Annotated in this window: 11 protein-coding genes and 1 riboswitch; of the genes, 4 read left to right on the top strand and 7 right to left on the bottom strand. The window is 68.6% G+C overall.

Annotated features, from left to right (window positions below):
• Positions 1-478: 478 nt before the first annotated feature.
• The 3 genes from AB0C66_RS14890 to AB0C66_RS14880 all read right to left on the bottom strand — a co-directional run bounded on the left by AB0C66_RS14890 (position 479) and on the right by AB0C66_RS14880 (position 2894).
• Positions 479-1033: a hypothetical protein gene (locus tag AB0C66_RS14890; protein ID WP_362437279.1), complete on the bottom strand. Its 555-nt coding sequence runs from the start codon at positions 1031-1033 to the stop codon at positions 479-481.
• Positions 1034-1037: 4 nt separating this feature from the next.
• A complete protein-coding gene (locus tag AB0C66_RS14885) occupies positions 1038-1448 on the bottom strand; it encodes a DUF6531 domain-containing protein (RefSeq protein ID WP_362437395.1) in 411 nt (136 codons plus the stop codon).
• 108 nt (positions 1449-1556) lie between these two features.
• Entirely contained in the window at positions 1557-2894 is a 1338-nt protein-coding gene (locus AB0C66_RS14880; RefSeq protein WP_362437393.1) for a GH1 family beta-glucosidase, read from the bottom strand.
• A gap of 60 nt (positions 2895-2954) precedes the next feature.
• On the opposite strand from AB0C66_RS14880, the gene AB0C66_RS14875 reads away from it, so the two are divergent.
• Positions 2955-3602, top strand: coding sequence for a TetR/AcrR family transcriptional regulator (locus AB0C66_RS14875; RefSeq protein WP_362437277.1), 648 nt, complete (start codon positions 2955-2957; stop codon positions 3600-3602).
• Positions 3603-3678: 76 nt separating this feature from the next.
• Here AB0C66_RS14875 and AB0C66_RS14870 read toward each other — a convergent pair whose 3' ends face one another.
• The 3 genes from AB0C66_RS14870 to AB0C66_RS14860 form a co-directional block, all read right to left on the bottom strand.
• Positions 3679-5745: a discoidin domain-containing protein gene (locus AB0C66_RS14870; protein ID WP_362437275.1), complete on the bottom strand. Its 2067-nt coding sequence runs from the start codon at positions 5743-5745 to the stop codon at positions 3679-3681.
• 119 nt (positions 5746-5864) lie between these two features.
• The gene (locus AB0C66_RS14865; RefSeq protein ID WP_362437273.1) at positions 5865-6398 is read right to left on the bottom strand and encodes a GNAT family N-acetyltransferase; all 534 of its coding nucleotides are present in this window, start codon (positions 6396-6398) and stop codon (positions 5865-5867) included.
• 181 nt (positions 6399-6579) lie between these two features.
• Positions 6580-6954 carry a nuclear transport factor 2 family protein gene (locus tag AB0C66_RS14860; RefSeq protein ID WP_362437271.1) on the bottom strand — a complete coding sequence of 125 codons (375 nt, stop codon included), beginning with the start codon at positions 6952-6954 and terminating at the stop codon, positions 6580-6582.
• A gap of 312 nt (positions 6955-7266) precedes the next feature.
• On the opposite strand from AB0C66_RS14860, the gene AB0C66_RS14855 reads away from it, so the two are divergent.
• The gene (locus AB0C66_RS14855; RefSeq protein ID WP_362437269.1) at positions 7267-8085 is read left to right on the top strand and encodes an AraC family transcriptional regulator; all 819 of its coding nucleotides are present in this window, start codon (positions 7267-7269) and stop codon (positions 8083-8085) included.
• A gap of 14 nt (positions 8086-8099) precedes the next feature.
• Here the strand turns inward: AB0C66_RS14855 and AB0C66_RS14850 are convergent, their stop codons facing one another.
• Positions 8100-9068, bottom strand: a complete 969-nt coding sequence (locus AB0C66_RS14850) for an AraC family transcriptional regulator (RefSeq protein ID WP_362437267.1) — start codon at positions 9066-9068, stop codon at positions 8100-8102.
• Between the two features lie 115 nt (positions 9069-9183).
• Between AB0C66_RS14850 and AB0C66_RS14845 the strand changes: the two genes are divergently transcribed.
• A complete protein-coding gene (locus tag AB0C66_RS14845) occupies positions 9184-10023 on the top strand; it encodes an NAD(P)H-binding protein (protein WP_362437265.1) in 840 nt (279 codons plus the stop codon).
• Positions 10024-10082: 59 nt separating this feature from the next.
• A riboswitch (cobalamin riboswitch) is annotated at positions 10083-10257 on the top strand.
• Positions 10258-10482: 225 nt separating this feature from the next.
• Positions 10483-12006, top strand: a complete 1524-nt coding sequence (locus AB0C66_RS14840) for a CoA-acylating methylmalonate-semialdehyde dehydrogenase (protein WP_362437263.1) — start codon at positions 10483-10485, stop codon at positions 12004-12006.
• Positions 12007-12010: the final 4 nt, after the last annotated feature.

Genomic DNA, 12010 nt, shown 5'->3' with positions numbered 1-12010 from the left:
GTCAACTCTTCCGCACGGCCCGGACGTCGCTACGGCGGTGCGGTGTGTTCGAGCCCGTCAGAAGCCGTCCTCGCCCGCCACGGGGGCGGTCTCGTCGGCATCGGGCAGAAAGAGATGACCGGCGAGCTTGCCCGCGTCGCCGTGCAAAGCCCACCTGTTCACATACGGGCATGACAGAACCCTTCGAAGGGGGGAACGGGAGATCATCACGCTCGCAGTCACCAGCCCTCGTGAACAACGCCTGATGTGTAAGGGCAGGTTGAGCAGGGCCAAACCATGGGCCCGATCCTGGCTGGGGGTCGCCATGAATCCGTGTCGTGGCGACAGGCGCCGACGCTCGGTGGTCTGCACATGCGCATGTCGCGGCCGCAGAACAGTGTGCCAACGGGCTCGCAATCACCCCTTCAGGAGTGCGACCACACTCGCGACCGTGTCGAGCCAGGGCCGACACAAGTGTCCCTTGCTTGCCACTACCGACTCATTCCGTTCTCAGCTGGCTGCTTCCGGCTCGGTTCTTCGCGATGTTCCGTGTCTTCTTGGTTCTGGCCGACTCGGCGAGCAGAGCGAGTACCGCCGGCGAGGTCGACTCCTCGGCGAGGCGGCGCTGCATCCAGTCCGTGGCCTTCGCCAACTCGGCCTGTGTCGGCATATGGCCGTCCTCGATGGACAGGTGGAACAGCCAGTCGTCGATGCGGCGGCGGATGAACTCGCGGTACGCCTCCGACTCGAGCTGGTCGATCTCCGGCAGTAGTTCGGCCGACCACTGCCGGAACTCGACGGGACCGGTCACCTTCATCGCGATCGTGTCCACGAGGGCCGCCACCGCCGTTTTGGACACGATGTCGAGGGGGTCACGCAGGATCGTGGCCACGATCGCGCGGTCTCGGTCGCGGCTCCGTGAGGAAGCGGTCACCGAGACGACGCGTTGGTACGCGGACGATCGGACATGCTCGTCCGCGACGGCATCGTCGACGTCCACGTCGACGATGCCGGCCCCCGCCAGCAGCTCGGCCACATCGGAATGCAATGTCATCGCTTTATCCCTTACCGCACTTTTGGTCCTTTGCGGCCTTGCGCCGCTTTTCTTCTTCCTGTTCCGCGTGATTCCGCCTGCCGAGCCTTTTGACGGCTCTCCTGATCTCCGACTTGTCACGTTTTACCGCTTGTTGCTTCCGGCGCGTGAGCTCGGGTTGGCCCGTGACATGAGCGTGCGCTGGTTTGTCGACGTCGTACTCGTGTACGACGATGTGCACGCCGTTCTTGCTGACATCGAGATGACGGCGTAGTGGCGGGTGGCGCCCAGGTCGCGGTGAGTTTGAGTCAGCGGGCTGTGGGTGTGCCGTGCCGCCGCACGGGTGCCCGGAGACGTAGTGCCGCTCCAGGATCAGTGGCAGTACTCCGGGGAGGGTGACGTCGGTGGCCGACATGACCATCTCGCCGGTGGCCAGTGCCGGCAGCAGCCCGGCCGTGAGCTCTCCGGAGGCACGGGCGGGGTTGCGCTGCCATTCCTCTCAGTTGTGGCTGCCCGGCCCGCGCCGCGGCCCTGTTCCGGGAGCTCAACCCCGGCGCTGTGCGCGGATGAGGTCGCGGTACCACGCGAAGGACGCTTTCGGGGTGCGCGCCTGGGTGTCGTGGTCGACGTGGACGAGTCCGAAGCGCTGGTGGAAACCCTCGGCCCATTCGAAGTTGTCCATCAGGGTCCAGGTGAAGTAGCCGCGCACGTCCACGCCCTGGGCCACGGCGGCGTCGACGGCCCGGAGGTGGGTGTCGAGGTAGTCGATGCGGTCGAGGTCCACGACGGTGCCGTCCGCGGCGACGACGTCCTCGGCCGAGCAGCCGTTCTCCGTGATGTAGACCGGCGGGAGTGCCGGGTAGCGCTCCTTGAGGCCGACGAGCAGTTCCCGTAGACCGTCGGGGACGACGGGCCAGTCGAAGGCGGTGCGGCGGTAGCCCTCGATGGGGGCCTCTTCGAACGGCAGCCCCTCGGACGCCGGAGTTCGGATCCGGGTCGGGTTGTAGTAGTTGATACCGAGCGCGTCCAGGGGGGCCGAGATCAGTTCGAGATCGCCGTCAAGGACGGAGCCGCCGAGAGTGGCGTCCGGGCCGAAGGCCGACAGGTCGGGGTAGGTGCCCGTGAGGATCGGATCGTTGAACAGGCGGTTGTGCAGGCTGTCATAGGCCCGCGCGGCGGCGCGGTCGGCGGGGGTGTCCGAGGCGGGCCAGACCGGGGTGCAATTGTTGGAGAGCATTGTCTGGAGGCCGCGCGCCCGCAGCTCCCTCAGCGCCAGGCCATGACCGAGCAGCTGATGGTGGGCGACCGGCAGGCAGTCCAGGAACAGGGTGCGGCCCGGTGCGTGGGTGCCGAGGCCGTAGCCCCACACCATGTGGATGAACGGCTCGTTGAGCGTGATCCACTTCTGGACGCGGTCTCCCAGCCTGTCGGCCATGACGGCGGCGTACTCGGAGAAGCGGTGCGCGGTGTCGCGGTTCAGCCAGCCGCCATCGTCCTCGAGGCCCTGCGGGAGGTCCCAGTGGAACAGGGTCGGGACCGGTTCGATGCCGCGTGTCAGCAGGCCGTCGACCAGCCGGTCATAGAAGTCCAGACCCCGGAGGTTGACCTCGCCCTCGCCGGTCGGCTGGATCCGGGGCCAGGCGATGGAGAAGCGGTAGCCGGTGAGGCCCGCCTCGGCCATCAGCGCGAGGTCGTCCTCGTACCGGTGGTAGTGGTCGCAGGCCACGTCACCGGTGTGTCCGTCGCGGATCGTGCCGGGGCGGGCGGTGAAGGTGTCCCACACCGACGGTCCGCGACCGTCCTCCTCGGTGGCGCCCTCGATCTGGTACGACGCCGTCGAGGCACCCCAGATGAAGTCCGCGGGCAGATGGTCCAGTGTCATGTACACCCCCAGAACATGAGTGCTGCTCACGTTAGCCGCTCCGGTGGGATGATGGGAAGCATGAATCAAGACCGCACCGCAGGGGCGCTGCGTCGGCTGCCGGTCCAAAAGCGCAGCGTCGAACGGTTCGAGCGGCTGCTGGACGCCTGCGCCGAACTCCTGGACGAGGTCGGCTACGCCGAGCTGACCACCAAGGAGGTGGCCCGCAGAGCCGAGGTGCCCATCGGCACTCTCTACCAGTTCTTCTCCGACAGGGAGGGGCTGATCGGCGCGCTCGCCACCCGCAATCTGGAGTCCTTCCTGGCGCGGGTCGCGGACCGGCTGGAGCGCGAGGCGCCCGACGGTGTCGTGGGCATCGTGGAGGTGACCGTCGACGAGTTCGTCGCCATGCGCCGGACGATCACCGGATTCGGCGTGGTCGACTTCGGCGCGGTGGGAGAGGACCACGTCCTGGAGCCGAACCGGGACAACAACACCGCGGTCGCCGGATCGCTGCGCGCGCTGACCGCCTCCCTGGCCGGTGTCCAGGACAACGCCGAACTCGAGATCGCCGTGCGGGTGGCCCTCGAGTGCGCGGACGGCGTGCTGCAACTGGCCTTCCGTACGGATCCGCAGGGCGACCCCCAGCTGATCGCCGAGTGCAAACGGGTCCTCAACAGCTATCTGAACGATCGCGTCCGGCTCCTGGCGACCAGTCAGCGGGCCTAGCGGCCGGCCCCGGTGCACGGAGCTGTCGACGATCGCTCCACCGGGGCCGGGCCCTGGACACCGCCTCGTCGGTGCCTCAGTCGGCGTAGACGCCGACCTCGCGCAGCGAGTACCCCCACTGGGTGCCGCGCGCCAGCCCCTTGACGCGTACGTAGCGCGCCTGGGCTCCGTCGAAACGGGCCGTGTCCAGGCCACCGTCACCGGAGGCCGTGGACCACACCGTCTTCCAGTCCGTGCCGTCCTCCGACAGCTCGAGGCGGTACGACTTCGCGTACGCCCGCTCCCAGTCGAGGGTGACGCGTTTGACCGGCTGCGCGGATCCGAGATCGATCCGCAGCCACTGGTCGTCGTTCCACTCGCTGGCCCAGCGGGTGCCTGTGTCGCCGTCCACCGCCTTCCCGGGCTTGAAGCTGACGACCGGGTTCCACCACTCCGACGAGGACGCCGTCGCGCCCGCGCCCGTGGCGAGGTTCTTCCCGGCCTGGTACTTCTCGGTATTCCCCCAGGTGCGAAGGTAGGACTCGGCCCCCGAGAAGAGGTCGTCGACGACGCCTTGGCCGCCGACGATCCGGATGTCCTCGATCCAGTCCGGGACCATGCCGTAGTGCGCGCCGCCGTCGGTGTTGAAGTCCCATGTGCGTTCGCCGGTGGTCTGCTTGTCGATCACCGAGCCGCCGTCCGTGCTGCGGAAGGGGTACTTCACCGGGTTCGGGGTGTCCCCGCCCCGTGGAGCCGGCCAGCCTCCGACACCGTTCATGTCCGTGCCGTAGCCGTAGCCGACCTTGTACTTCTCGCGCAGCGCCTCCGTGCGCCTGGCCTCCGCGCTGAAGGCCTCGGAGCCGTTCATGTACTGGGCGGCGAACCCGCCGAGCTTGTAGAGGCGTTCGGTCCAGCTCGAGTCCATCCAGCTGTGCGAGGAGATGGCGCCGGGGTACGCCTCGGATTCGAGGATGTCGAAGGCATGGTCGGCGGCCTTGACGCTCATGTGGTCGAGCTCCAGCATCATGTTGCGCTTCATCATGCCGCGCACCGCGTACGCGCCCAGGTCGGTCAGCCCGCGGGTGTTGCACTGCGCGCCCGAGGCGTACGAGGGGACCGCCACCCCCTTCGGGAGCCGCTTCTCCGCCTCCGGTGCCGCCGCGTTGCCGATGGGGTTGTCGTGCTGCGGGCCGCGGCAGCTCTCCGTCTTCCAGAACGTGCCGGTCGACAGGAACTGGCCCACGTTGATGGCCGTACCGAGCGTGCCGGAGTCGAAGCGCACCCCGCACAGGGCGTTGTCGAACTTGTGGCACAGGAACATGCTGCTGACGCCCAGTTCCTTCAGCTCGTCCAGGCCCCGGTCGATGTCCTCCTTGCCGCACTGCGCGACGTCCAGGATCTGCTTGCAGCCGAACGGCTCCGAGGTCTCGACGCCCAGGACGACGGCCAGCTTGCCCTGCTCGACGATCTTTCGGGCCTGTGCGCTGTTCGTGACGATCCGGAACCAGCCCTTGCCCGGGCCGCCGTACATCTTGTCGACGAAGGTCTGCATGTCGTACGTCTTCTTCGCCTCGAGACGAATGGCGGTCATCTCGTCACAGCCGCGGTCCTTGAAGAAGTAGACCGAGCAGATCACGCCGTTGGTGACCAGGTCGTTGACCAGCACCCGCTGGCCGCCGCGCCACGCCCGCTCGATCCAGGCGTAGTAGTTCTGCTGGTGCGTCAGCGAGTCATGGGCGGGCCAGTCCTTGAAGGTGGGCCACCCGTTGGGGTCGTGCTTGCCGTCGCCGCCTTTGGTGATCATGTCGAAGATGGCGAGCGAACCGTCGGGGTAGTGCTCCGGACAGTCCTTGAGCGCGTCGGTGACGCCCTGCTCCGAGAACGGCTTGCCGCAGATCAGCCGGCCGCCGAAGCCCTCGTTGGACATGATGTGGTCGTGGGCGTCGACGAAGCCCCTGACGCGGCCCTGGGCGTCGGTGCCCTTGAAGGGCTCGCCCGTGACGTCGATCTGCGAGTCGGGTGCGGGCCTCGCGGACGGATCCCACCAGTTCGACTCCGCCGCGGAGCTGGGCACCGGACCGAGCGCCAGGGCGGTCAGGGCGAGGAGCAGCGACACCACCGCGAGCGACCTGAGTCTGCGGCGCGAGGACTGAACGATGACCATCGCGTAGATCCTTAAAGGTGAGCGGGGCTCATATTCCGCTCTACGTTAGGGACGCGAGCCCGCAAGGCCAACCCCCCTGGCGTCGTTCACGTTCGGTGATGATCGACGGCTCGGCCGGTTCACGCCTGGAACTCGGTGAGATCGATGGTGTGAACGCGCAGCGGGTAGCCGTACACCGGGTGTGCCGTCTCCCGCTCCGGCGCCATGCCGAGCTTGCGGATGACGTTCTCGGAGGCGTTGTCACCCACCCGGCTGATGCTGATGACGCGGTCCAGGCCGCGGTCCTGGAGCGCGAACTCCAGTGTGGCGTGGGCGGCTTCGGACGCGTACCCCTGGCCCCAGAACTGCGAGCCGAGCCGCCAGCTGATCGCCGCGGCGGGCATCACCTCCGGCAGGAACTCGGGCACGGACAGGCCCGTGAAGCCGATCAGTTCGCCCGAGGCCAGCAGCTCGACGGCGAAGAGTCCGAAGCCCTCCTCGTCCCACTCCTCCTCCCACCCCTCGATGTCCTCCGCCGTGTGGTCCAGGTCGCGCACCGAGCCGTCGTCGATCCAGCGCATCACCCGTGGGTCCGCGTTGATGTCGGCCATCGGCGCGAGGTCGTCGTCGTGCCAGCTGCGGAGGAGGAGGCGGGGTGTGCGGATCTCAGTCATGCGCCCATCCTGCCGAAGGCAAGCGCCTCATCCGTAATCCGGCGCTCGCCCGCGCGATGGCGTGGTGACGGCCGTTTCGCGGCCGGGTGGCGGTGCGGCTCGCCACGCACACGTTCTGCGCGCTCGTCACCGCACCGCCACCTCATATACCCGAGGGGAAATACCCGAGGGGCGGGGGCGCTCAGTCGCCGGTGAACATGGAACGGCCGCTCTTCGTGGCCTCCGCGGGAACCTCTTCCTGCAACACATCCCAGTGCTCAGCGATTTTGCCGTCTTCGATCCGGAAGATATCGACCGCGAGCAGGGGCTTTTCGGCCCAGCCGGTGTAACGGCCGTGAATGGTCACGTAGTCGCCCTCGGCGACGACAAGACCAGGCTCGTACCGGAAGTCGTCACCCAGGGCGGCGACGATACCGGCGAGGTGATCGCGTGCGTCGGGCATTTCGGGGTTGTGCTGAAGGTAGCTCTCGCTCCAGTACCGCTCGACAGCGCTGGTGTCACGGTTGACGAACAGGGCGGTCAATGCGTTCCGAACGAGCTCACCGTTGTTGGACACTGCTTTTCCTCTGTTTCTCCATCGGCATGTGCGCCCCGGCTCTCGAACCAGGGCATGCCAACAGTCTTCGGCCCGTGCGGAACGGCGGCCATAGACAGAAGCCGCGGTTGTATGGATGTTCTTCGCATGCCACACGCGACGAGAAGGAGTGGCATGCGGGCGGACGTAGCATGGCCGCGTTCTTCCTGTGGAAACCGGACCGACGAGGAGCTCCCCTTGCACACCGAGCCCGGAGCCGTTCCGCCCGTCGGTGGTCACGATGCCCGCGACCTCGCCACCGACCGACTTCCTCCGGGGGACCCGACACTTCAAGTGATCCTTTTCCAGAACGACACGTTCACCAACGAGGCATGCCCCATTCGCAGCCCCCACCGCCACGCGTTCCACGAGCTGTTCTGGACCAAGAGCGGTACCGGTCAGCACCTCCTGGACGGCGAGCGTTCATTCGTCGGTGCCAACACCGTGATGCTGACGGGCCGGGGCCAGATCCATCACTTCGAAAAGGCACAGGACCTGTCAGGAGCCGTCATCCGTTTCGGTGCCGAACTCCTCCAGACCGGCCAGGGCTCGTCGTCGGACCCGGCCCGCATGTTCACCGGGCGCGGTGTGTCGACCTTGGAGGTGCCGCCCGAGGACGCGGACCGCTTCGACTCCGTGGTCCGCGCGCTCGCCGCCGAGACCCGCCACCTCACCGACGCGTACAGCTCGGACATCCATCGGCACCTGCTCATGGCGCTCATTTCCTGGGCTCAGCGCTGGTACCGCGACGACGAGCCGCGGCAGCCGGGATCCACCACCGATCTCCGGCTCGCCCGGCGCTTCAACGACCTGCTCGAGCGTGACTTCGTCCACCACCACGACGTCGGCCACTACGCGCGGGAACTCCATGTCTCGACCGGCACCTTGTGGCGAGCGCTGTCTCAGGCGACCGGCCATCCGCCGCGGACCCTGATCACCGAACGTGTGATGCTCGAGGCCGCGCGCCTGCTGCGCTTCACGGACCTGCCGGTCGGGGAAGTCGCCGCACGTGTCGGCATCCAGGACCGCCTGTACTTCTCCCGTGCGTTCAAAGGCCACTACGGCGAGTCCCCGCTCGCCTACCGCGCACGGCTCCACCACGTGGCGGGGTGAGCCCCACGTGGATGTCACCCGGCGTCCGACGCGGTCGAGGTGGCTCCGGCGCGGGCGAGGGCGCGATGTTCGGTGGGGCGGATACCGAGAATGCGCTTGAAGGCCACGCTGAGCGCGTAGGCGTTGGCGTAACCGACCTGGCGGGAGATGGCGTCGGCGGTCGCGTCAGTGCCGGCCAGCAGGTCGGCTGCGCGGCAGATCCGCCACTCGGTGAGATACGCCATCGGCGGCTGCCCGAGGAGCCGGTGGAAGCGCTGCGCGAAGCGGGCGCGGGACATACCGGCCTCGGCGGCGAGCGACGCGACGGTCCACGGCCGGGCGAGGTCGCCATGGATGAGCTTCAGCGCCCGGCCCACGGCGGGGTCGCGATGCGCCCGATACCAGGCAGGGGCACGGGATTCGGGCCTGTCGAACCAGTCACGGAGCGTGGACAGCAGCAGCAGGTCGAGCAGCCGGTCGAGGATGACCTGTCGCCCTGGGACATCCTTGCGCAGTTCTGTTTCGATCATCGCGAGGGGGAGTGGGCGCTCCGGTGCCGCGGGCACCAGAGCGAGCCGGGGGAGTGCGGTCAGGACACGGTCACAGACCTGGCCCTGAACGGGGTAGGCACTCCTGAGCAGGACCGCACCGGCCTCGGGGTCCTCCAGCTCCGCGCACATGGGCAGGTCATCCGCGGTGACCGGGGTCCCGTCGGGTGCGGTGCAACGGTTGTCGGTGTTCTGGAAGACCATGGGAGCTCTGCCGGGCGCGTCCGCGACGTCGTAGGGCTGGGGCCCCACGAGGATCGCCACATCGCCCTGTCGCAACGGCACGGCCTCCTCGCCGTCCGGCGTCAGCCAGGCGTCGCCGCGGACCGTGGTCAGCAGGGACAGCGGCGCCCCGTCACCGAAACGCAGGGACCACGGAGGGACGAGGGCCGACTGGTCGAAGAGCCCGCCGTGGGCGCGGATGTCCTGGAGCAGTCCGGACAACACATCATCCATGCCGTCCCAGCGTACGGACGTCCCGGGCGGGAAACCAGCTCGGATGAGACGGGCGGACATCGAATCGATCGCATCAGCCATCGCTTGTGCCGCACCAGCGAGGTGTGCTGGAGACATGACGACAAACCTTCCCCACGTTCTCGTCCTCGGTGGTACCGGTAAGACCGGCCGCCGCGTCGCCGCCGCTCTTCGCCGGCGCGGTCTCGAACCCGCCGTGGCCTCACGGCGGGGCCCGGTCCGCTTCGACTGGGCCGACCGCACCACCTGGCAGCCGGCCCTGACCGGCATCGACGCCGTCTATGTCGTCGACTCGCAAGGCCCCGGCGCACCGGCCGAGGTCCGCGACTTCGCCGCCACGGCTGGCCGCGCCGGAGTCCGACGCCTGGTGCTGCTCTCCGCCCGGCCGTGGGGCGAAATGGGCGGCGCACACCTCGCCACCGAGGAGGCCGTGACCGCTTCCGGGCTGCGCTGGACGATCCTGCGCCCCACCTGGTTCGCGCAGAACTTCACCGAGCTCGATTTCTTCGCCCCCCTCCTCGGCGAGCAGGGCGAGCTCCGGCTGCCCACCGGTGATGGCCGGGAACCCTTCGTCGACCTCGACGACCTGGCCGACGTCGCGGCCGAGGCACTCATCGACGACCGGCACACCGGGCAGACCTACATCCTGTCGGGACCGCGTTCGCTGAGCTTCGCCGAGGCCGTCGCGGAGATCGCCCGCGCCGCGGGTCGGCCGCTGCGCTTCGTCCCCGTGACCGAGGACGCCTACCGCGCCGACCTGGCCACTGCCGGATACCAGGACTCGGTGGCCGACGAAGTGATCACCGTGCTCCGGCACATCCGCGAAGAGCGCGGGGCGACGGTTACCGATGGCGTGTACAAGGCGCTCGGCCGCTCGCCCCGCGACTTCTCCGCGTACGTCGCCCGCACCGACTTCGATGCGTACGCGCCGCACTGATCCGGGCCGACGGCCGGTGTGCGGGATGTGCTGGATTTACTAGGACGTCCAACTATATAGTCGTGGGGAAGGCCCGCGGTGCAGGGAAGCCGGTGTGATTCCGGCGCGGTCCCGCCACTGTGACCGGGGAGTACGCCGTCGAGCAGAACGCCACTGACGAGCTGGATGTCGGGAAGGCGGACGGCGCGCGCTGATCCGGGAGTCAGGATACCGGCCGCGGGATGTTCCGTGTTTTCCACGAGGATGGAGCTGACACGCATGGCACCGGTGCGCATTCACGATCCCGGCGGAACCGCCCTGCGGGCGCTGCCGCGCCGAGGAGTTCTCCGGCATCCGGCCGTCACCACCTGACGGTTCACCGCCATACGCGATCTCGCGCCGCCCTCGCACCCGTACGCCCCGCGTCCGTGTGCGGCGGGACGGCGCGCCATCCGGATCACCTGACGAGAGCAGGCATTCATGGTCCGCGAGCAACACCCCCCGCACACACGTGAGTTGACCCACTTCATCGGCGGCAAGCACACCCCCGGCACCTCGGGGTCCTACGGCGAGGTGTACGACCCCAACACCGGCGGGATCCAGGCCCGTGTCCCCCTCGCGAGCCGGGCGGAGACCGAGGCGGCGATCGCCGACGCCGCGCACGCGCAGCGCGCATGGGGAGAGTGGAACCCTCAGCGCCGCGCCCGGGTCCTCCTCCGGTTCCTCCAGCTCGTCGAGGGGGAGAAGGACACCCTGGCCCGGCTGCTGTCGTCCGAACACGGCAAGACGGTCGCCGACGCGCATGGCGACCTCCAGCGCGGACTGGAGGTCGTGGAGTTCGCCGCGGGCATCCCGCATCTGCTGAAGGGCGAGTTCACCGACAACGCCGGTACCGGCATCGACGTCCACTCGCTGCGGGCGCCCCTCGGTGTGGTGGCCGGGATCACCCCGTTCAACTTCCCCGCGATGATCCCTCTGTGGAAGGCGGCTCCGGCCCTGGCCTGCGGAAACTCCTTCATCCTCAAACCCTCCGAGCGCGCCCCGTCCGTCCCGCTGCGGCTGGCCGAACTGTTCCTGGAGGCGGGTCTGCCGCCCGGTGTCCTCAATGTGGTCAACGGTGGCCGGGAGGCCGTGGACACCCTCCTGGAGGATCCCCGCGTCGCGGCGCTCGGCTTTGTCGGCTCCACGCCCATCGCCGCGCACGTCTACGCCACCGCCGCCGCCCACGGCAAGCGCGCCCAGTGCTTCGGCGGCGCCAAGAACCACATGATCGTGATGCCGGACGCCGATATGGACCAGGCCGTCGACGCGTTGATCGGGGCCGGATACGGCTCGGCGGGTGAGCGCTGTATGGCGATCTCGGTCGCCGTCCCGGTGGGCGAGGACACCGCCGACGCCCTCGTCTCCCGTCTGAAGGAACGCATCAGCACGTTGCGGATCGGCCGCAGCGACGACCCTGAGGCCGACTTCGGCCCGCTGGTCGGCCGGGACGCCGTCGACCGGGTGCGGTCCTATGTCGACCTCGGTGTCGAGGAGGGCGCCGAACTCGTCGTCGACGGCAGGGAGTTCGTTCTGCCCGGCCATGAGAACGGTTTCTTCGCCGGTGCCTCGCTCTTCGACCGGGTCACCCCGGGGATGCGCGTTCACCAGGAGGAGATCTTCGGCCCCGTCCTCTGTGTCGTGCGCGCCGCGGACTATGAGGAGGCGCTGCGCCTGCCGAGTGAACACGCCTACGGCAACGGCGTCGCGATCTTCACCCGGGACGGCGACACCGCCCGCGACTTCACCCGGCGGGTGAACACCGGCATGATCGGCGTGAACGTGCCCATCCCGGTACCCGTCGCCTACCACACCTTCGGCGGCTGGAAGCGCTCCGGCTTCGGCGACCTCAACCAGCACGGCCCGGACGCCATCCGCTTCTACACCCGCACCAAGACCGTCACCTCGCGCTGGCCCGCCGGGCTGCGCGAGGGGGCCAGCTTCACCATTCCCACGATGGGATGAGCGC

The sequence above is a fragment of the Streptomyces sp. NPDC048636 genome (assembly GCF_040650655.1).
Taxonomy (GTDB): Bacteria; Actinomycetota; Actinomycetes; order Streptomycetales; family Streptomycetaceae; genus Streptomyces.
Note: the sequence above shows the minus strand (reverse complement) of the source record. Positions and strands in the feature narration are given on the sequence as shown.

Bases quoted from the DNA above. Each gene is read 5' to 3' on its own strand.
- AB0C66_RS14890 (WP_362437279.1), bottom strand. From the start codon at position 1,033: ATGACATTGCATTCCGATGTGGCCGAGCTGCTGGCGGGGGCCGGCATC.
- AB0C66_RS14880 (WP_362437393.1), bottom strand. From the start codon at position 2,894: ATGACACTGGACCATCTGCCCGCGGACTTCATCTGGGGTGCCTCGACG.
- AB0C66_RS14875 (WP_362437277.1), top strand. From the start codon at position 2,955: ATGAATCAAGACCGCACCGCAGGGGCGCTGCGTCGGCTGCCGGTCCAA.
- AB0C66_RS14870 (WP_362437275.1), bottom strand. From the start codon at position 5,745: ATGGTCATCGTTCAGTCCTCGCGCCGCAGACTCAGGTCGCTCGCGGTG.
- AB0C66_RS14865 (WP_362437273.1), bottom strand. From the start codon at position 6,398: ATGACTGAGATCCGCACACCCCGCCTCCTCCTCCGCAGCTGGCACGAC.
- AB0C66_RS14850 (WP_362437267.1), bottom strand. From the start codon at position 9,068: ATGGATGATGTGTTGTCCGGACTGCTCCAGGACATCCGCGCCCACGGC.
- AB0C66_RS14845 (WP_362437265.1), top strand. From the start codon at position 9,184: ATGACGACAAACCTTCCCCACGTTCTCGTCCTCGGTGGTACCGGTAAG.
- AB0C66_RS14840 (WP_362437263.1), top strand. From the start codon at position 10,483: ATGGTCCGCGAGCAACACCCCCCGCACACACGTGAGTTGACCCACTTC.